This is a genomic window from Mesorhizobium sp. ESP-6-2, from assembly GCF_020164675.1.
GTDB lineage: Bacteria > Pseudomonadota > Alphaproteobacteria > Rhizobiales > Rhizobiaceae > Mesorhizobium.
This window is the reverse complement of sequence record NZ_JAIUGT010000002.1, coordinates 331567-350695: the sequence shown is the minus strand read 5'-3', so window position 1 is coordinate 350695 and position 19129 is coordinate 331567. Positions and strand designations below refer to the sequence as shown.

General features: G+C 64.0%; 17 protein-coding genes and 1 pseudogene. 7 read left to right on the top strand and 11 right to left on the bottom strand.

Features of this window, described 5'->3' with window-relative positions; translation table 11 throughout:
• Positions 1–53: 53 nt before the first annotated feature.
• A pseudogene (locus LB532_RS06690) lies at positions 54–1784 on the bottom strand (trimethylamine methyltransferase family protein); the annotation flags it as partial.
• 350 nt (positions 1785–2134) lie between these two features.
• Between LB532_RS06690 and LB532_RS06685 the strand changes: the two are divergent.
• Positions 2135–3625 (top strand): esterase-like activity of phytase family protein, encoded by a 1491-nt coding sequence (locus LB532_RS06685; protein WP_140639181.1) that lies wholly within the window; start codon positions 2135–2137, stop codon positions 3623–3625.
• 168 nt (positions 3626–3793) lie between these two features.
• Entirely contained in the window at positions 3794–5266 is a 1473-nt protein-coding gene (locus tag LB532_RS06680) for an MATE family efflux transporter (protein WP_140639182.1), read from the top strand.
• Between the two features lie 12 nt (positions 5267–5278).
• Here LB532_RS06680 and LB532_RS06675 read toward each other — a convergent pair whose 3' ends face one another.
• Positions 5279–6487 (bottom strand): MFS transporter, encoded by a 1209-nt coding sequence (locus LB532_RS06675; protein ID WP_140639183.1) that lies wholly within the window; start codon positions 6485–6487, stop codon positions 5279–5281.
• A gap of 196 nt (positions 6488–6683) precedes the next feature.
• The gene (locus tag LB532_RS06670) at positions 6684–7088 is read right to left on the bottom strand and encodes an SH3 domain-containing protein (protein ID WP_140639184.1); all 405 of its coding nucleotides are present in this window, start codon (positions 7086–7088) and stop codon (positions 6684–6686) included.
• Between the two features lie 238 nt (positions 7089–7326).
• Here LB532_RS06670 and LB532_RS06665 point away from each other — a divergent pair, with 238 nt between their 5' ends.
• A complete protein-coding gene (locus LB532_RS06665; RefSeq protein WP_140495258.1) occupies positions 7327–7902 on the top strand; it encodes a TMEM175 family protein in 576 nt (191 codons plus the stop codon).
• Positions 7903–7906: 4 nt separating this feature from the next.
• Here the strand turns inward: LB532_RS06665 and LB532_RS06660 are convergent, their stop codons facing one another.
• Entirely contained in the window at positions 7907–8188 is a 282-nt protein-coding gene (locus tag LB532_RS06660) for a hypothetical protein (RefSeq protein WP_140639185.1), read from the bottom strand.
• 158 nt (positions 8189–8346) lie between these two features.
• Here LB532_RS06660 and LB532_RS06655 point away from each other — a divergent pair, with 158 nt between their 5' ends.
• Positions 8347–9213: an SDR family NAD(P)-dependent oxidoreductase gene (locus tag LB532_RS06655; protein WP_140639186.1), complete on the top strand. Its 867-nt coding sequence runs from the start codon at positions 8347–8349 to the stop codon at positions 9211–9213.
• An 80-nt stretch (positions 9214–9293) separates the two neighbouring features.
• On the opposite strand, the gene LB532_RS06650 is transcribed toward LB532_RS06655, so the two are convergent.
• The 3 genes from LB532_RS06650 to LB532_RS06640 all read right to left on the bottom strand — a co-directional run bounded on the left by LB532_RS06650 (position 9294) and on the right by LB532_RS06640 (position 11270).
• Positions 9294–9734: a low affinity iron permease family protein gene (locus LB532_RS06650; protein WP_181169327.1), complete on the bottom strand. Its 441-nt coding sequence runs from the start codon at positions 9732–9734 to the stop codon at positions 9294–9296.
• Between the two features lie 304 nt (positions 9735–10038).
• On the bottom strand, positions 10039–10680 hold the full coding sequence (locus LB532_RS06645) for a DapH/DapD/GlmU-related protein (protein ID WP_140639187.1): 642 nt from the start codon (positions 10678–10680) through the stop codon (positions 10039–10041).
• 86 nt (positions 10681–10766) lie between these two features.
• Entirely contained in the window at positions 10767–11270 is a 504-nt protein-coding gene (locus tag LB532_RS06640) for a CreA family protein (protein WP_140630936.1), read from the bottom strand.
• Positions 11271–11488: 218 nt separating this feature from the next.
• Here LB532_RS06640 and LB532_RS06635 point away from each other — a divergent pair, with 218 nt between their 5' ends.
• The 3 genes from LB532_RS06635 (at position 11489) to LB532_RS06625 (ending at position 14881) form a co-directional block, all read left to right on the top strand.
• Positions 11489–12067, top strand: a complete 579-nt coding sequence (locus tag LB532_RS06635) for an SCO family protein (RefSeq protein WP_140639188.1) — start codon at positions 11489–11491, stop codon at positions 12065–12067.
• 10 nt (positions 12068–12077) lie between these two features.
• Entirely contained in the window at positions 12078–12950 is an 873-nt protein-coding gene (locus LB532_RS06630) for a 50S ribosomal protein L11 methyltransferase (protein ID WP_140639189.1), read from the top strand.
• 86 nt (positions 12951–13036) lie between these two features.
• Complete coding sequence (locus LB532_RS06625; protein WP_140639190.1) at positions 13037–14881, top strand: aminopeptidase P family protein; 1845 nt, start codon at positions 13037–13039, stop codon at positions 14879–14881.
• 131 nt (positions 14882–15012) lie between these two features.
• Here the strand turns inward: LB532_RS06625 and LB532_RS06620 are convergent, their stop codons facing one another.
• From LB532_RS06620 to ligA, 4 genes are all read right to left on the bottom strand, one after another.
• Positions 15013–15309 carry an AzlD family protein gene (locus LB532_RS06620; RefSeq protein ID WP_140639191.1) on the bottom strand — a complete coding sequence of 99 codons (297 nt, stop codon included), beginning with the start codon at positions 15307–15309 and terminating at the stop codon, positions 15013–15015.
• Positions 15306–16034, bottom strand: coding sequence for an AzlC family ABC transporter permease (locus LB532_RS06615; RefSeq protein WP_140639192.1), 729 nt, complete (start codon positions 16032–16034; stop codon positions 15306–15308). Before LB532_RS06615 ends, LB532_RS06620 begins: the two co-directional genes overlap by 4 nt.
• A 111-nt stretch (positions 16035–16145) precedes the next feature.
• Positions 16146–16838: a DUF2461 domain-containing protein gene (locus tag LB532_RS06610; RefSeq protein ID WP_140639239.1), complete on the bottom strand. Its 693-nt coding sequence runs from the start codon at positions 16836–16838 to the stop codon at positions 16146–16148.
• A complete protein-coding gene (gene ligA / locus LB532_RS06605; RefSeq protein ID WP_140639193.1) occupies positions 16838–19042 on the bottom strand; it encodes an NAD-dependent DNA ligase LigA in 2205 nt (734 codons plus the stop codon). The genes LB532_RS06610 and ligA overlap by 1 nt, the downstream gene beginning before the upstream one ends.
• Between the last annotated feature and the right edge of the window lie 87 nt (positions 19043–19129).

The following is a 19129-nucleotide window of genomic DNA, read 5'->3' as shown; positions in this document are numbered from 1 at the left end:
TGGCAGGTTCCGGATTGCGGCCAAGATTCAGGACGACGGACGGGTAAGCTATCTCACGACACCGGCGCCGCACCGCCCTCTTGCGTGCGCCGCGCGATGAATTCGTCGAGCACGCCCGATGTGGCGGCCGCAGACGCCGGCGGCTCGAAATCGGCGAGGATGCGCTTCCAGATACCGGTAGCGCGTTCGGTTGCGGTCTTGGAACCGGCCTGCGTCCAGTTGCCGAAGTTCGACCAGTCGGCCACCAGCGGCTCGTAGAAGGCGGTGCGGTAGCGCGCCATGGTGTGGCCAGCCGAGAAGAAATGGCCGCCCGGCTGCACTTCGGCGATCGCCTCGAAGCCGATGGTATCGTCGTCGCCGGGCGTGGCGGCGCACAGTTCAGCCACCGTCTGCAACGCCTCGATGTCGGTGACCAGCTTTTCGAAGGAAACGCTTAAGCCCCCCTCCAGCCAGCCGGCGGCATGGATGCACACGGTGGCGCCCGCCAGCACCGAGCCCCATAACGCGAACTGAGTCTCATGCGCCGCCTGCGCATCGGAGATGTTGGCCGCACTGCCGCCGCCCGAACGCCACGGCAGGCCGGTGAAGCGCGCCAGTTGGCCGGCCCCCAGCGTCGCCTTGATATGCTCCGGCGTGCCGAAGGCCGGCGCGCCCGATTTCATGTCGACATTGGAGGAGAAGGAGCCGTAGACGACAGGCGCGCCCGGCCGCACGATCTGCGCCAGCGTCAATCCGGCCAGCGCCTCGGCATGCTGCAGCGTCAGCGCGCCGGCCACCGTGATCGGCGCCATCGCACCCGCCAGGCAGAAAGGCGTGATGATCAGGACCTGCCCAGCCCTGGCGAAGTCGATGATGCCTTGCGCCATCGGGATGTCGAGCTGGCGCGGCGAATTGGTGTTGATGACGGTGTAGCAATGGGCGCCCGAGCGAAACGCGTCTTCGGACAGCCCGCGCGCCAGCCGAATCATCTCGAAGCTGTCGTCGACCTGCGGAGTGCCTCGCGCGAACACGAACGGGAACTTGTCCGAAAGGGTCAGTTGCGCCCGGTTGACGGCGTAATGGCGGAAACGGTTGTCGATGTCCTGCGGCTCGATACAGGGTCCCAGCATATGCAGGACGTCGAAATGCTGCACCAGCTTGATGAGTTCCTCGAAGGCGGCCAGCGTTCCGGGCCGCCGGCCGCGCTCGAGATCGGTGACGTTCGGCGCGCCGGACCCAGCCAGGAAAGTCATCGAACCCAGTTCGAGCGGCAGGTCGCGGGCACGTGCGCCGGCATGAGCGTGGATCGACCGCGGCGCCGAGGCCAACGCAGCCGCCACCATGTCGCGGCCGATCCGCACCATGTCGGTGTCGGGGTCGACCAAGGCGCCGGCGCGGGCGAGCAGGTCGCGCGCCTGCGGCAGCAGAACCGTGATGCCCAGCTCTTCCAGCACGCGCAGCGCCGTGTCGTGAATCGAGGCGACCTGATCGTCCGAAAAGATCGGCTGCGGCAGGAACGGGTTCTTCAGCGAGCGGTAATTGGGCCGGCGGCTGCTCTCGCTGCCGGCCTCGCCGATGCGTCCCCGTCGGCGCTCGCGCCTGCTTTCGCGTGCCGCGTCATCGATCATCCGGAAACCTCCCCATTGCCGCATCGCCTTGCCCAAGGGATCATAAGGCGAAGCCGGAATGACACGCGCCGGCCGCTCCGTGCCGACAATGTGCACGCAAAGCGCCGTTCCTTCCTCGGCAAAATCGTCATCCACCAACGCCAGCGCGACGCTCTTGCCGATCGTGTGGCCAAAGCGGCCGGAGGTGAGAAGCCGACGCGCCGCGGTAGTGAGATTTCAAGGCTTTCCCCCCGGACTGTCAGAAACCGGCACGATATGCGTAATGTACATAAGCGTCTAGTGCTGCGAACAGCTCCTGGACACGTCGAACCTGTGTCGGAACGATCGATTTCCGGCGCGGCTGCACTTCCCCAGCAGCGTCGCGGCGGGCCGACGCGAATGCGTCACCAACTGTCATGCAAGCATCATGTTCGCGCCTTAGACCGCTTGCCGAGGGCACAAGCGGCCCTCCAGGGCGGCAGCCTCGCCGCCCCCAAGGCAACCTCAATATTCCGCCGTCCCGGCACTTTGTCATCAAGGGGATATCCATGACGCATCTACGCTCATTCTCGTTGCGGCTGCTGGCCGCCGCGCTGGCGGCTTCGGCCGTTTCGCTGCCCGCCTTCGCCGACAGCGCGGCCAGCGTCGGCGGCGCCAGTTTCGTCAACAAGGGGCTGGTGGGGGTTGGCCGCATCCCGGCCGGCCAGCGCGACAGGTTCGGCGAGACCTTCGGCTCCGGTTCCGGCATGTCGATCGACACCGCGGGCTGGACGCATGATGCCGGCACCTACAAGGGTTCGCTGTGGCTGCTGCCCGACCGCGGTTATAACGTCGTCGGCACCACCGACTACCGCCCGCGCCTCAACACCATCAACATCGAGTTCGCCCCGGCGGCGCCAGGTGCCGCGCCCGCGGCCGGCCAGGAGCAGACCGGCGTCAAGGCGACGCTCGCCGACACCATGCTCCTGACCGACGACAAGGGTGCCGACGCCAGCGGTCTCGACCCGCTGAACGGCGTGCGTCCCGCCGCCGGCGACATGCCTGTCCTGCCGCAGGCCGATAACGGCAAGCTCGCGCTCGACAACGAGGCGATCGTGCGGCTGCCCGACGGCACCATGCTCGTCTCCGACGAATACGGTCCCGACATCTACCGCTTCTCCGCCGACGGCCGTCTGATGTCGGCGACCCAGCCTCCGGCCGCGCTCGTGCCGATGCGCCACGGCACGGCCAATTTTGCTTCCGACAATCCGGGCCCAGGTGCTGCCGAACCCGATCCAAAGGATCCCGAGACCGGCCGCCAGAACAATCAGGGCCTCGAAGGCATGGCAATGACGCCGGACGGCAAGTTCGTGATCGCGGTTTTGCAGTCGGCGACCCGGCAGGACGGCGGCGATTCGGCCTCGACGCGCCAGAACACCAGGGCGCTGGTCTATGACGCCTCCGATCTTGCCCATCTCAAGCTGGCACATGAATACGTCGTGCCGCTGCCGGTGTTCAAGGACGCCAAGGGCAAGACCAAGGTGGCTGCGCAAAGCGAGATCGTGGCGCTGTCGGATACCGCTTTCCTGATTCTGGCGCGCGACAGCGGCAACGGCCAGGGCCTGAAAGGCGAGGAGTCGCTGTATCGCAAGATCGACATTGTCGACCTTTCCGGCGCGACCGACATCGCCGGCGGTCCCTTCGATGCCGCCGATAAGCCGGTGGCGCCCAAGGGCGTGCTCGATCCGTCGGTGACGCCGGCAAGGCTGACGCCGTTCATCGACATCAACGACAAGGCCGAGCTTGCCCGCTTCGGCCTGCACAATGGCGCGCCCAACGACAAGGACAACCTCTCGGAGAAGTGGGAGGCGATGTCGCTGGCGAGCGTGCTCGATCCGAAGCTGCCCGACGACTATTTCCTGTTTGTCGCCAACGACAACGACTTCCTCGCCCAGGACGGCTTCCAGGTCGGCGCGCCCTACAAGGCCGAGGACGGCGCCGATGTCGACACCATGTTCCTTGTCTATCAGGTCACGCTTCCCGGCCTCGCCAGGAAGTAAACATCTTACCGGAGGCGCCAGGCGGCGCCTCCGGCCCGACAAGCATGATCGGATGCATGACGGCATGCCTTGCCCGCCGTCGCTCCTTTCGCAAGGGTGCATCCCGGTCGGGCCTGCGGTATCCTGCGTGCCGGACTCAAAAGAACCAGCTTTGCCGGATTGCCCGCCATGGATGAAAAGATGCCCGCGCGCCGGCGCACCGGTGACCTGACCAGCGGCCCCATTCCGCGCACGCTCCTGCTGTTCGCCCTGCCGGTGCTCGGCTCCAACGTGCTGCAATCGCTCAACGGCTCGGTCAACGCTGTCTGGGTCGGCCGCTTCCTCGGCGAATCCGCGCTTACCGCCACCTCGAATGCCAATCTGGTGCTGTTCCTCATCCTCGGCACGGTGTTCGGCATCGGCATGGCGGCTACGATACTGGTGGCGCAATCGGTCGGCGCCCGCGATCTCCCCGAGGCACGCCGCATCGTTGGTACCAGCGCCACCTTCTTCTTCTTCGTCTCGGTGCTGTTCGCCGTCTGCGGCTGGATCTGGGTCGACGCCATTCTGGGCGCGCTCGGCACACCGCCCGACGCCTTGCCGCTGGCGCGCTCCTATTTGCGCATCATCTTCGTCGCGGTGCCGATGATGAACCTTCTGTCCTTTGTCATGACGGTGCTGCGCGGCGCCGGCGATTCGCGCACGCCGTTCTTTTTCATGGCGCTCGCCGTCGTGCTCGACATCATCTTGAACCCACTGCTCATCCGCGGCATCGGGCCGTTTCCAGAGCTCGGCATCGCCGGCTCGGCAACCTCGACGCTTGTGGGCCAGACAGTGAGCGTCATTGCCATCCTGATCGTGCTCTACGTCCGCAAGCATCCGCTGCGTCTGGCCGGCGCCAATCTGGCGCTGCTGCGGCCGGACCCCGCCTTGCTGCGCGTCGTCGTCTTCAAGGGCGTTCCGATGGGTTTGCAGATGATCGTGATTTCGGCCGCGGCCCTGACGGTGATGGGCATCGTCAATTCCTACGGTTCGCAGGTGGCCGCCGCCTACGGCATCGCCGCGCAGTTATGGACCTACATCCAGATGCCCGCGCTCGCCATCGGCGCGGCCGTGTCCTCGATGGCGGCGCAGAATGTCGGCGCCGGCCGCTGGGACCGCATCAGCCGCATCGCAGCGTCAGGCGTCGGCTTCAACCTGGTGCTGACCGGCGCTCTCGTAGCACTTCTATGGGTCTTCGACCGCTCGATCCTCAGTCTGTTCCTGAGCCGCGACAGCGCCGCGATAGACATCGCCGCTCACATCAACAACGTCGCGTCCTGGTCGTTCATCCTGTTCGGCGTCACCATCGTGCTGTTCGCCACCGTGCGCGCCACGGGCGCCGTGATGCCGCCGCTGGTCATCCTGGTGATCTCGGTGCTGGTCGTGCGCACCGGCTTTGCCTATTTCATGCGGGATGTGATCGGCGAGGAAGCACTGTGGTGGAGTTTCCCCGCCGGCTCGATCACCTCCCTGCTGCTGGCCGCGGCCTACTACCGTCTCGGCGGCTGGCGCACCCTGCACATGATCGAGAACAGGCCGGCCGCCGGCGAGCCGCCCGACACCGGGCTCGGCGTGCCGCGCCAACGCGCGCATCTTTCCCCCGAGACGCCGAACGGCTGAAGCTGGCAGCTCTCAAGGCCTGTTTTTCAACCCAAAGCCCAGCGCGACCAGCGCAAACACGATGATCATCGCGGCGAACGCCAGGCTGGCCGCGATGGGGCTGGCATAGGTCGAGATGATGCCAATGCCGATAACGGGCAAGGCATTGCCGATAAAACAGCAGATGAAGAAGCTGGATATCACTTCCGCGCGGCGATCCTCCGGTGCGATCTCGCTCACCACCTGCAGGCTGCCACGATAGCCGAGTGCGGCCGTCACGCCGCAGCAGGCGGTGGCGGCGATCATCAGCGCCATCGACGCCAGCATCTGCGCCGCCACCACCATGAGGATGCTGGGAATCATCAACGCCAGCGCAGCCAGCATGGCCTTGCCGCTCTGCATTTGCTTCAGCGCTACGATGCTGAGCGCCGTGATGATCGCCAATTCGAAGAACAGCGCACCGGCGACAGCATGGTTCGTCTCATGCAGTTGCTGCGCCAGGATGCTTGGCGCCACCGCCGCATAGAAGCCGACCAGCGCCATGGCGCCGAAACCGGTCACCGCCGGCGCGACGAAGCGCGCGCGGATTTCATCCGGCACGGCAAAGTGCGGCCGCATGGAAATCTGCCCGGGGCCGCCAGGCTCCGCCACCGTTTCGCGTGTACGCCAGACCAGGATGGAGACGAATACAAGCGCCGCCAGATAGACGATGAAGACCAGGCGCAAGGGCCACGGTTCATACTGCGCCAACAATCCCGAGACGAGTGCGCCGAAACCGAGGCCCAGGAAATTGGTGCTGGTGGCAATGACGCTGGCGCGCGCCTTGTCAGCGCCAGGGAGAAGCTCGGCGATCCATGCCGTTCCGGTCCCCGCGCCGACACCGATGCCAAGCCCGCTCAGGACGCGCGCCACATCGAGCAGAACGACATTGTTGGCGAACAGAAAGACAAGCGCGCTGGCGACGGCGACGATCATGGCCGCGAGAGCGGTAGGCCGGCGCCCAACGACATCCGACGCGCCGCCCAACATCAGCAGGGCGCCGAGATTGCCGACGACATAGACCGCGTAGACCAGCGTCAGCGTGATCTGTGAAAAGCCGAATTGCTGCTTGTAGATGATGTAGAGCGGCGTCAGCACCGTGCTGCCGGCAAACAGAACGGCGATCATTGTGGCGACCACCGGAATTGCGAGAGCCTCGCCGCCTGCTTCGTTGCGCGAATGCGCCAAGTCACGAATGGCCATGGCCAAACCTCTTCATCAGTTTCAGGGATCGCGACCTTAACGCGCCCTTACTCCCGACGTTCCGGCCGGCCGGTGGGCTCCTGACAGCATGACGGACGTTGTCTGGACCGGAAACCCGTTGGCTGAACAGGCTGGTATCGGAGCCGATGGTTCCGATCCGGCACGACATCCTGTCGTGTGACCCCGCTGCAATTCGCTATTTGCAGGAGAAACCTGGTGCGATCTTGCAGTTCCCGGGACGCGGTTTGTGCGGTGGGCGATGGTGCGGAGGACGGTGCGGCCGATGCTGCCAGTGCGGCGGACGATGCGGCGGGCGCACGATGATCACCGGCGGGCGAACGACATGGGCCCGCGAGAGATAGCCGGAACTGGCCCAGCCGCTGACGCCGCCACCATGAATTCTGCACCAACCCGGCTGGCAGCCGGTGACGTTCACCCTGTAGCCAGCCGGCAGCGTCCCTACCTTGGCATATCCTGCCCCCGGCCCGGTGCGCACGTTGAGGTTGCTGCTGGTGTGGGCGCTGTACGCGAACGCGGCGGCCGACGTGCCGAGGATGGCGGCCAGAATGGTCGCGAGGCAGAGCAGAAATCGAAATCTCATCAGTCACTCCATCAGATCGCTCGGCCATATGTGGCTCAGCCAAGCTGTCTTCGATGGGAGAGACTGCGGCAAGAAAAGTCAACAACTTGCCACAGCAAACCATTGCCGCGAGCCGGCCTGGCGGGAGAGTTTCCCCTGATATAGTTGAGAAATTTCCCGGATGGCGTTTATCGGCCTGACAACATCAGCTAACGATTTACCGTCTTCAATGATCGACTCCGGACAAAGGGCGCAAATCATGGGCAAAGGCAGGGTCGAGGCATTCACCGACGGCGTCGTGGCCATCATCATCACCATCATGGTGCTTGAACTGAAGGTGCCGCATGGCGAGGATCTCTCGGCCTTGCTGCCGCTATGGCCGATCTTCTTCAGCTACGTGCTGTCCTTCATCAACGTCGGCCTTTACTGGAACAATTTGCACAATATGTTCCACACCGTGCAGCGGGTCGACGGCCGCGTGTTGTGGGCGAACCTCAATCTCCTGTTCTGGCTGTCGCTGATGCCGGTGACGACGGCCTTCATGGGCGAAAACCATTTCGCGCCGGTGCCGGTCGCCGTCTACGGCGCCGATCTTGCGCTGTGCGCCATCGCCTACTTCATTCTCGTCGTGACGCTTCACCGATTGCACGGCAACGATACGGCCTTTGCCAGGGCGATCGGCAACGACCGCAAGGGCAAGATCTCGCTTGTCGCCTATCTCTGCGCAATCCCGCTGACCTTCATCAGCCAGTGGATCGGCGTCGCGATCTATGTACTGGTTGCCCTGGTCTGGCTTGTGCCGGACCGGCGTTTCGCACGCGTGATCGAAAAATAGGGATCTATTCGCGCATCGCTTTCAGCTTCTCGGCCACCGACGCGGCAAGATCGGCGTAGCGCTCTTCCAGCCGTTCCGCCGCTTTGATGACCGCAAAGTCATGGCCGAACTTTTCCAGCGCCATGCGCAGCTTCTCGACGAAATCCGCCTGTTTTTCCAAGGCGGAAAACAGCGTCTTCACCTGTGCTTCGCTGATCTCGGGGTTTGCCAGCATCTGCGGCACTTCGCGGCTCATCTGATCGCCGATGGTGGTCTGCTGCTTCAGGATTTCGATCCAGTCCGTCAATCGGGAAATCTCCTTTTGCGAGGCACCATGCGCAGTCTCGGCCGGACCGGTCAACCCGGCCCATGCAGGCTGCTCAAGCGCAGTCAGGCGCGCGGAGGCTTGCGCCAGCCCGCTCCGGCGCTAAGTTCGGCGCCATCGCAAGAAGGAATCCGCCGCCCATGCTGACCGACGCAGACCTCCAGACCGCTTTGCCCGCGCTTGGTTCGGGCAATGCCGCAGTCATTACCGGCGCTGCCAGCGGCATTGGTCTTGCCGCCGCGAAGCGGCTGGCTCTCATGGGCATGAAGATCGTGCTTGCCGATGTCGCCGGCCCGCGTCTTGAGGATGCGGCCCGTATTGTGTCCGCCATCGCCGGCGACGATGCCGTGCTGGCCGTCGCCGCCGACGTTTCGAAGGCACAAGACGTGGATCGTCTCGCCGAAAGAGCCTTTGGCGCCTTCGGTAATGTGTCGCTGCTGATGAACAATGCTGGTGTCGGCAACAACCCGGGCAAGCCGTGGGAGAACCGCGACGCTTGGAAGCAGCTGCTGGACATCAATTTCTGGGGCGTCGTGCATGGTGTCGAAGCCTTCGTGCCCCGCATGCTGGGAGCCCGCCAGCCGGGCCTGATCGTCAACACCGGCTCTAAGCAAGGCATCACCACGCCGCCTGGAAACCTTGCCTACAACGTCTCCAAGGCCGGCGTGAAGACCTTCACCGAGGGACTGGCGCATGCCCTGCGCAATGAACCGGGTGCCCATCTGTCGGCGCATCTGCTGATTCCAGGCTTCACCTATACCGGCCTGACCGAGGGCGCGACCGAGAAGCCGGCCGGCGCCTGGACCGGCGAACAGGTCATTGATTTCATGCTGGAATCCCTGACAAAGCGCGACTTCTACATCCTGTGCCCAGACAACGAGGTGACGCGTCCGCTGGATGAGAAACGCATGGCCTGGGCGATCGGCGACATCATCGAAAACCGCCCTGCTCTGTCGCGCTGGCACCCCGACCACAAGGATGCTTTCGCGGCATTCATGAAGCGATGAGCATGTCCGAAAAAATGAGAGCCGGTGTTCGGATCAGGTCGCATTCGAGCGACGACGGAACTCTTGGGGGTTAACCGGTTTCAGCCGGTGCTTCGAGCCACCTGCTTTTTCGGTTTGCGCTTTGACGCCACGGCTTTCTTGGCAGCTATGGCCGCGATTTTCTCGTCATGCCGCTTCGCTGCCCGCTCGCATTTGGCACGGATCTCCTGGACCTCGGCTTCGGTCAGATGCTCGATACCGATGAAGGTGTTCTTGGCTTCGCTGACCCGGATCAACTCGTCGAGTTTGGCCTGGATTGCCGCGCCGTCTCGATTCTGGGTGTTTTGGATGAGAAACACCATCAGGAAGGTGATGATCGTCGTCCCGGTGTTGATCACCAGTTGCCAAGTGTCCGAGAAGGCGAAGAGTGGGCCGCTTACTGCCCAGATGATGACGATCAGGCAGCAGAGTGCGAATGTCGGCGACAGCCCCGCAAGATGGGCTACCCGGTTGGCGATTTTGGTGAAGAGCTTCTCGATCATGGGGTCCCTCAAACAGCGCCGCGCCGTGCGGTACGCCGGAAGGAACAACCGGCGGCCATATCAGGTTCCCATCGGAAAGAAATACAACCGCTGCAATCGAATGCACGCATCAAGGGAATTGGTGTCAAAGTAACGGTGCAGGCAAACAGGCCTGTTTCTTCCCTTCACAGCGGTTTACCTCCAGCCCCTTCCGTCGCCCCACCCCGCATGACGGAAGGGGTTCATCCGGAGCGCTCGCACAGTGGTTCCCTGAGGCGCGCCTTTGGCGCAAATGCGCGTGCTCTTCAGCCGCGCCGGCGCGAACTCATGCGGCGTGATTTTCCCAGCGGTCCAGGAAGATCTCGATGGTCATGGCCTGCATGTCGGGAACGGCGCTGGCGAGCTTTTCGACCGGCCAGTCCCACCAGGCGAGAGCCTCGATCCGCGCCGCGATATCGGCTGCGAAACGCGGCCGAAGCGGCTTGGCCGGCACCCCGACGACGATCGTATAAGGCGGCACGTCATGCGTGACGACGGCATTGGCGCCAACGACGGCGCCATTGCCGATGGTGAGGCCGGGCATGATCACGGCGCCGTGGCCGATCCACACGTCATGGCCGATGCTCACGGCCTCCGCCTGGCGCCGTTCGCGGAAGGCGGCATCGACGCCCAGCCAGCGGAAATATTCGTTGGGCCGGTAGCTGACCTTGTGCTGGGTCAGCCGCTCGATCGGATGATCCAGCGCATTGATGCGGCTGTTGGCGGCAATCGAGCAGAATTTGCCGATCCTCGTGTAGATCGCCTCGGCGTGCCGCTCGAAATAGGAAAAATCGCCGACACTCACTTCGCGCAGCACCACCCGCTCGCCGATCGAGGCGTAGCGGCCGAGCTTGCATGCTTTCAGCTCCGCCGTCGGATGGATACGCGGCTCGGGATCTTTCAGCACGAGATTTTCGGAACGGTCCATACGGGCGGCTTTACGTCAGGGCAATAGCTCCCGCAAGTCGGGAGCAATTGTCGGTCGGGTCAATTGCACGAAAGAACCGGATCCATCTATTTCGGTTTGCCCTTGGTCCACACCACGTTCTGGCCGTAGAGCGGCACGGTGGTGACCGACATTTTGGCCGAGCCGTTCTGCACCTGGCGCGAATGCGAGAGGTAGATCAGCGTCTCGTTGGCCTTGTCGTAGATGCGGTTCACCACCTGCTTCTTCCAGATCAGGCTGATGCCTTGCTTGAACACCTCCTCGCCGCCTTCGCTCATGTCGATGTCGCCGATGGTGATCGGACCGGTCTGGCGGCACGAAATCGAGGAATCGGAAGGATCCTCGAACCAGTTGCCCTTGTGCAGACGGTCGATGATGCCGCGGTCGAAATAGGACACGTGACAGGTGACGCCGTCCACCTTCGGGTCCTTGATCGCTTCGACGATGATGTCGTTGCCGAGCCAGTCGACGCCGACCTTGCCGACTTCATCGGCGACTGCGGCACCGGCGCCAAGGACAAGGCACGCGGCCAGAGCGCCGCCGATCAGATTTCGCCCAATCAGTCGTTGCAAGATAGCCTCCGAGTTCAAGTTTGCCGGTCTCAGGTGGGGCCAAGGACATTGCATTGCAAGCCGCCGGCCCCGATCAAAACGCCGGCATAGGTCACGGCCGGTTGCGTCAACGCGGCACCTTTGCGTGTACCCGGTCGAACCGCTAAGACTGTTCGCCAACCAAGGGCTGCCAGGCCATGGCCGGCATGCCGATGAAATTACAAGACGGAATCCTACTGATGATGCGCGCAATACTGGTCGGCATTCTCGTCCTGATGGCAGCCGGCATAGGCTGGCTGACCTTCGACTGGTATCGGGGCCACTATGGCGGCGAGCCTTTCGGTGCCGCCTTTACGCTGGTCGACCAGAAAGGCGCGCCGATCACCGAGGCCGCCTTCCGGGGCCACCCCAGCGTCGTCTTCTTCGGCTTCACCCACTGCCCCGAAGTGTGTCCGACCACGCTGTTCGAACTCGCCGGCTGGCTGAAGACGCTCGGCGACGACGGCAAGAACCTGCATGCCTATTTCGTCTCGGTCGATCCGGAGCGGGACACCCCCGCGGTCATGAACGCCTATGTCAGCAATTTCACGGATCGCATCACCGGCATATCGGGCGACCCCGACAAGGTCCACGCCATGGCGAAGTCCTTCGGCATCTACTGGAAGAAAGTCGACACCGGCGACGGCGACTACACGATGGACCATACCGCCTCGGTGCTGCTGCTCAACGGCAAGGGCGATTTCGCCGGCACGATCGCCTATGGCGAAAGCGCCGACACCGCCGTGGAAAAGCTCAAACGCCTCGCGGCCAAGGGCTGATGCGAAATCCATGACCCAGACGCGGCTCCATTTCACCGCCGGCAAGATCGAATCCACCAGAATTTTCGCCGCACTCGATGCCGCCTTTGAGGATGAAGGCTTGCCGATCGCCGTGCTGGAGGTCGATGAGGACGCGGACATTCATGAAGTCTCTCTCTATGCCGACGGCGATGTGGATGCGGTCGAGGCGCGGGTGAAGGACATTCTGGCAGGGCTAGCCCTGCCCAGGCCGGTCGAGCGCGAGACCTTGCCCGATATCGACTGGGTGGCGCGCTCGCTGGAAGGGCTGAAACCGGTGCGTGCCGGCCGTTTCTTCGTGCATGGCGCGCATGATCGCCGCAAACGCCACAGTGGCGAGCTTGCCATCGAGATCGAAGCGGGGCTGGCCTTCGGCACCGGCCACCACGGCACCACCGCCGGATGCCTGGAAATGCTGGAAAAGGTGACGCGGCGCGAGCGGCCGCGCAACGCGCTCGACCTCGGCACCGGCAGCGCGGTGCTGGCCATCGCCGTGGCCAAGCTCTTCCATATTCCCGTGCTGGCGACCGACATCGATCCGGTAGCGGTAAGCGTTGCCGCCGCCAATGCGCGGCTCAACCACGTCAAGGCGCTGGTGGAGACGGTGACCGCGCCCGGATTCCACCATCCGATCTTTGCCAGGCGTGCGCCCTTCGACCTGATCATCGCCAACATATTGGCGCGGCCGCTGATGCGGCTTGCGCCGGAAATGGCGCGACACATCAGCCTCGGCGGCTCGCTGGTGCTGTCAGGCATTCTCGACCGGCAGCGCGACGCGGTGATCTCCGCCTATGTCGGCCAGAGTTTTCGCCATGTCAGAACGCTGCACCGCGAAGGCTGGGTGACGATCCATCTCAAACGGTGACGCAACCCCGTCTGGCCCTGCTGAAATCGATTCCGGTTTCCAGCTCCATGCGTTACGGTCGGGCACTATCCGAGGGAGACGCCACCATGTTCCAGACCTTTGATTCCGCTGGCGATCCGGCCGTCGGCAGACCACGCGTGGCGTTGCTGCGCCAATGGCTGGCGGAAAACGGCCTGGACGGATTTGTCGTTCCCCGCGCCGACGAGCATCAGGGCGAATATGTCGCCGACCGCTCGGCGCGGCTGAAATGGCTGACCGGCTTCAGCGGCTCCGCCGGCGTTGCCGTCATCCTGCGCGACCGCGCCTTCATCTTCGTCGACGGACGCTACACGCTCCAGGTGCGCGGCGAGGTCGATCTCGGTATCTTCTCGATCGAGAGCCTGGTCGACAATCCGCCTGCAAATTGGCTTAAGGACAACCTTGGCAAGGGCGCGCGGCTCGGCTTCGATCCCTGGCTGCACACGATCGGTGAGATCAAGGCGCTGCAGGCCTCGGCCGAAAAGACCGGCGCCGTGCTGGTGCCGCTCGAGACGAACCCGATCGACATCATCTGGAAGGATCAGCCGGATGCACCGGTCGCTCCTGTCGAACTCCATCCCATCGGTTTTGCCGGCGAGCTCGCCAAGGACAAGCTGGCGCGGCTGGCGGCGGCGATCGGCAAGGAGGGCGCCACCCATGCGGTCCTGACCGACCCCTCCTCGATCGCCTGGGCCTTCAACATCCGTGGCGGTGACGTGCCGCACACACCGCTGGCGCTCGGCTTCGCCGTCCTCGCCGCCGACGGGTCGCACCAGCTTTTCATGGACAGCCGAAAATTCTCGCGGCAGGTCGCGGCCTATCTCACCCAGCTCGCCGATTTGCGCGAGCCCGGCGAATTCGAAGCGGCGGTCGTGGCGCTGGCCAAGAGCGGCGCGAAAATCGCGCTAGACCCCGTTTTGGCCGCCGACAAGCTGCGCATGCTGGTCGAGGACAATGGCGGCGAGGTGATTGTAGCCCCCGACCCGGCCCGCATTCCGCGCGCCACCAAGAACCAGGCCGAGATCAACGGATCGTGCGCCGCGCATCGCCGCGACGGCGCGGCCGTGGCCAAGCTTCTGTGCTGGCTCGATCGCCAGAAGCCCGGCTCGCTCGATGAGATCGCGGTCGTCACCCGGCTGGAAGAGACGCGCCGGCAGACCGGCGAGGAAACGCAAATGCCGCTGCGCGACGTCTCCTTCGACACCATTTCGGGCGCCGGCCCGAACGGCGCCATCATGCACTACCGCGTGTCGCGCGCCACCAGCCGCAAGCTCCAGGCCGGCGAGCTGTTCCTGCTTGATTCCGGCGCCCAATATCAGGACGGAACCACCGACATCACCCGCACCGTGCCGATCGGCCAGCCGACCGAGGAAATGCGCGAACGTTTCACGCTGGTGCTGAAAGGCATGATCGGCATTTCCACGCTGCGTTTCCCCGCCGGCACGCGCGGCTCGGAAATCGACGCCGTCGCCCGCATGGCGCTGTGGAAGCATGGCTGCGACTTCGCGCACGGCACCGGCCATGGCGTCGGCTCGTATCTGGCCGTGCACGAAGGCCCGCAACGCATCGCCCGCACCGGCACTGAAAAGCTGCTCGAAGGAATGATGCTGTCCAACGAGCCGGGCTACTACAAGGAGGGTTCCTACGGCATCCGCATCGAGAACCTCATTCTGGTGACGCCGGCCGCCCAGATCGACGGCGGCGACATCGCCATGCACGGTTTCGAGACGCTGACCCTGGCGCCGATCGACGTCAGGCTGGTGCGCTCGGATTTGTTGACCCGCGACGAGCTGCATTGGCTCGACACCTACCACGCCCGCGTGCTGGCCGAGATAGGCCCGATGCTCGACGGCGAGACGCTGGCCTGGCTGGAAAAGGCAACCGCGACGCTGCCGCACGACGCGAAGGTTTGATCTAGAGCAATTCCAGGAAAAGTGCGTAGCGGTTTTCCGTCCGGAATTGCGTAAAAACAAAGAGTTAGAGCGGGTCGGCGATTCCATCAAACGCTGAACCGCTCTAACTTCGAACGTTGGCGCCTCGAACTCTACCCCACGAACTGCCGCGCCAGGATCAACACCGCCGCCCCGGCCAGAAACATCGCCATCAACCCGCCACGCAGCGAAACCAGCGCGGTGACGACCAGCGCCGCCCACTCCGCCGGTCCGGCATTCAGCAGTTCCGGCGCTACCAGCGTCGTCAACACGGCAGCCGGTACGGCGTTGAGGCCGGCTTCCACGCGCGGATGGATGTAGTCGAAGCGGGAGATGACCAGATGGCCGCCGATGCGCGTGAGATAGGTGGCGATGGCGCCGGCGATGATGATCCAGAAGGTCGTGCTCATGGCCTTGCCTCCACACCGCTGCGGTGTGGCGGCAGGATGACGGCGAGCAGTACGCCGGCAATCGCGCCGATCGAAACGTGCCAGGGTGACCCCACTGTCTTGTAAGCGATGATCGAGGCGCAGGCACTGGCGATGACCACCGGCAGCCACAGCGCCCGCTTGCGGAAGCCCATCACCAGGCCAAGGAAATAGATCGGCAGCAGGAAATCGATGCCCAAGGCATGGGGATCGGGAATGAGCTTTCCAAACAGCGCGCCGAGCGCGCTTTCGATGGTCCAGAACACATAGACCGGTAGCCCAAGCCCCAGATACCAGGCAAAGCCGACGGTCTGGCCTGACTGGGCCCTGGCCTCGGCAACGGCGAATTGCGGATCGGTGAGAATGAAGAAACCGAGCGCCCGTTGCACCCCGGACCAGTGCGCGATACGCCGGCCAATGCCGGCGGAATAGAGCACGTGGCGGAAATTCACGGCGAAGATCGACAGCACGATCAGCCACGGCGCCACATGCTGGCCGAACAGTTCTATGCCGACCATCTGGCTGGCGCCGCCGAAGATCAGCGCGCTCATCAGGAAGGCTTCGAAAACGGAAAAGCCATTGTCGACGGCAATCGCGCCGAACAGCAGCCCGAACGGTGCCGCCGCCACCACGACCGGAATGGATAGCCGTACGCCTTGCCAGAAATCGCTCTTCGCGCCATTCTCCGAAATTGCTTGCGCCGACATGTCTCTCCCCGATCAGAGGGCTGATGTAGGAAGCACCACCCGGCTTGTCACACGAATTCGCTTGAGCCAAACGATCAGCGGAAATGATCGTTGCGGCGCCTGCGTGGCAGCTCAGTCCTTCGCCGCTTTGCCCTCGATCGCCCTGCCCCAGCCGAGCAACGGCCTGGCGCGCATGGTGAAGTCGACGAGTTCGTCGACCAGTTCCGGACCGTGAATGTTGGCCGGATCGATGGCGTGGCGGACGACGAAATGCCGGTTGCGGATGGCCGCGACGAGATCGGCTTCCGCGACGTGTTCGAAGCCGCGCGGCGTGCGCTTCATGCAGCCATCCGTGTCGAGCACCAGGCCGTTCTTGGCGAGCGCCTTGACCATTCCCCGAAACTGTTCAGGCTTCGTCTCGATGGCCCGACGTATCGCCAGCAGCAGCGCCGGCTGCGGGCTCCACCAGGCAACGCCGGCGAAACAGCGCTCGAGCCCGATATGAACGTAGAACACGCCCTGCTCCATCTTGGTGCCGTCGGGCGACAGGATCGCCGACAGATGCCGGTTGTAAGGCCGCTTGTCCTTGGCGAAGCGCACGTCCCGGTTGATCCGGAACAGCGACTTCTTGCGGTCGCCCTTGAGGCCGAGCCCGGCCTCGCCGAAACGTCGTGTGAGCGTCTCCACCAGATCGCCCAGCGGATCGCGCAATTCCTGGTCGAACAGGTCGCGATTCTCTACGAACCACTCGCGGCTCTGGTGGAAATCAAGCGCCTTCAGGAACGGAATAGCCTTCTGGCCGAACCCCTTGAATTCGCCTGACATCATGCCTTGCCGATCCGCTGCAGCCACGCGTCCTCGTCTATGACCTCGATGCCGAGTTCACTGGCAAGCTTGAGTTTCGAGCCGGCGCCAGGCCCCGCCACCACCAGATCGGTCTTGGCCGAAACCGAGCCCGCTACCTTGGCGCCCAGCCGTTCTGCCATCGCCTTGGCTTCGGAACGCGTCATCTTTTCCAGCGAGCCCGTGAACACGATGGTCTTGCCGGCGACCACGCTGTCGGCCGAGACGGTGACGATATAGGGCTTCGGCTTGACCTGCTTAAGCAACGCCTCAAGCACGTCGTCATTGCGCTCATTGCCGAAAAAATCGGCCAGCGCGTTGATCACCGTATCGCCGATGCCGTTGATCGACGGGAAAACACTGTGCGGATCGGCAGCCGCCGCGGTCTCCTTGCCGACGCGGATCAGTTCCTCGATTGTCGAAAACGTCCGGGCAAGCACGGCCGCCGTCGTTTCGCCGATATGGCGGATCCCAAGCGCAAAGATGAAGCGGTCGAGCTCCGGCTCGCGGCGCGCATCGATGGCCGCGAACAGCTTGTCCAACCCTTCATAGTTGCGGTCCTCGACGCTGCGCACATTCTTGCGCGTCTTGCCCGACGCCGCCTCGCGCTGCCTCGCCTGCTCCTCGCGCCGCTCGGCCAGCGCCTTGGTGACGGCGGGACGCCGATCCCTGAGCGTGAAGATGTCCGCGGCCGTCTTGACCAGACCCGCATTGAAGAACAGGTCGATGTTTTCCGCGCCTAGTCCCTCGATATCCATGGCCCCGCGCGACACGAAGTGGCGCAGCCCTTCCACGGCTTGCGCGGGGCAGATCAGTTCGCCCGTGCAACGCCTGCGGGAATCCTCCTTGCCGGTCTTCTCGTTGATCTCGCGCGTCGCCGGCGAGCCGCAGATCGGGCAAGTATGCGGGAATTCGTAAGGCACGGCATCGGGAGGACGCTTGTCGACGACGACGCTGACGATCTGCGGGATGACATCCCCTGCCCGCTGGATCACCACGGTGTCGCCGATGCGCACGTCCATACCGTCACGGATCGGCTGGCCGTTGCTGTCGAAGCCCTTGATGTAGTCTTCATTGTGCAGCGTGACGTTCTCGACCACGACGCCGCCCACGGTCACGGGCGCAAGCCTCGCGACCGGCGCCAGAGTGCCGGTGCGGCCGACCTGGATGTCGATCTTCTGCACTGTCGTCATCGCCTGTTCGGCCGGAAACTTATGCGCGATGGCCCAGCGTGGTTCGCCGGTTACGAAGCCCCACCGGCGCTGCAACTCCAGCTGGTCGACCTTGTAGACGACACCATCGATGTCGTAACCCAACGAGGAGCGCTGCTCCTCGATGCGGTGATAATGCGCGATCAGCTCGTCAACCGACCTTGCCCGCACCATCAGCGGGCTGACTTTGAAGCCCCATTCCGCGAATTTCTGCACCGAATCGTATTGTGTCGGAGCGGGATCGGCTGTCGTGTAGCCCCAGGCATAGGCAAAGAATTTGAGGTTGCGGCTGGCGGTGACAGAGGGATCCTTCTGGCGCAGCGAGCCGGCCGCCGTGTTGCGCGGATTGACATAGTCCTGGCCGCCGGCGGCCGCCGAGCGTTGCTTCAGCGCCTCGAATTCGGCATAGGTCATGTAGACCTCGCCGCGTATCTCGATGATTTCGGGCCAGCCCGAACCGTTCAGTCTGCCGGGAATGTCGGCAATGGTCCTCAGATTGGCGGTGATGTCTTCGCCGATAGCGCCATCGCCGCGCGTTGCGCCCTGCACGAACACGCCGTTCTCGTAACGCAGCGACGCCGACAGGCCGTCGATCTTCGGTTCGGCCGTGAAGGCGATATCGAGATCCTTGTCACGGTCGAAGAAACGCCGGCCGCGTTCGATGAAATCGGCGACGTCCTCGTCGGTATAGGCCTTGGCGAGGCTGAGCATGGGCACCGCATGGCGCACCTTGGCAAAGCCCTCCGCCGGCGCGGCACCGACCCTGCGCGATGGCGAATCCTCGCGCACCAGGGCGGGAAAGCGCTGCTCGATGGCAAGGTTGCGCCGGGTGAGCGCATCATACGCCGCGTCGGTGATAACAGGCGCGTCCTCGGTATGGTAGCGGCGGTCGTGCTCCGCGATCTCCTGCGCCAGGCGCTTCAGCTCCGCTTCGGCTTCGCTCTCACTGAGTGAATCGACTGGTCTTTCAGACATCGCACGGCTTCCCTGACCAATGCACGCCGCCCAAAATATGGTGCGATTTTGGGGCAACGACATGCGCAAAACAATAACCAAGGCGCG

Bases quoted from the DNA above. Each gene is read 5' to 3' on its own strand.
- LB532_RS06625 (WP_140639190.1), top strand. From the start codon at position 13,037: ATGTTCCAGACCTTTGATTCCGCTGGCGATCCGGCCGTCGGCAGACCA.
- LB532_RS06630 (WP_140639189.1), top strand. From the start codon at position 12,078: ATGACCCAGACGCGGCTCCATTTCACCGCCGGCAAGATCGAATCCACC.
- LB532_RS06635 (WP_140639188.1), top strand. From the start codon at position 11,489: ATGATGCGCGCAATACTGGTCGGCATTCTCGTCCTGATGGCAGCCGGC.
- LB532_RS06655 (WP_140639186.1), top strand. From the start codon at position 8,347: ATGCTGACCGACGCAGACCTCCAGACCGCTTTGCCCGCGCTTGGTTCG.
- ligA (WP_140639193.1), bottom strand. From the start codon at position 19,042: ATGTCTGAAAGACCAGTCGATTCACTCAGTGAGAGCGAAGCCGAAGCG.
- LB532_RS06620 (WP_140639191.1), bottom strand. From the start codon at position 15,309: ATGAGCACGACCTTCTGGATCATCATCGCCGGCGCCATCGCCACCTAT.
- LB532_RS06680 (WP_140639182.1), top strand. From the start codon at position 3,794: ATGGATGAAAAGATGCCCGCGCGCCGGCGCACCGGTGACCTGACCAGC.
- LB532_RS06645 (WP_140639187.1), bottom strand. From the start codon at position 10,680: ATGGACCGTTCCGAAAATCTCGTGCTGAAAGATCCCGAGCCGCGTATC.
- LB532_RS06675 (WP_140639183.1), bottom strand. From the start codon at position 6,487: ATGGCCATTCGTGACTTGGCGCATTCGCGCAACGAAGCAGGCGGCGAG.
- LB532_RS06650 (WP_181169327.1), bottom strand. From the start codon at position 9,734: ATGATCGAGAAGCTCTTCACCAAAATCGCCAACCGGGTAGCCCATCTT.
- LB532_RS06610 (WP_140639239.1), bottom strand. From the start codon at position 16,838: ATGTCAGGCGAATTCAAGGGGTTCGGCCAGAAGGCTATTCCGTTCCTG.
- LB532_RS06665 (WP_140495258.1), top strand. From the start codon at position 7,327: ATGGGCAAAGGCAGGGTCGAGGCATTCACCGACGGCGTCGTGGCCATC.
- LB532_RS06685 (WP_140639181.1), top strand. From the start codon at position 2,135: ATGACGCATCTACGCTCATTCTCGTTGCGGCTGCTGGCCGCCGCGCTG.
- LB532_RS06615 (WP_140639192.1), bottom strand. From the start codon at position 16,034: ATGTCGGCGCAAGCAATTTCGGAGAATGGCGCGAAGAGCGATTTCTGG.
- LB532_RS06670 (WP_140639184.1), bottom strand. From the start codon at position 7,088: ATGAGATTTCGATTTCTGCTCTGCCTCGCGACCATTCTGGCCGCCATC.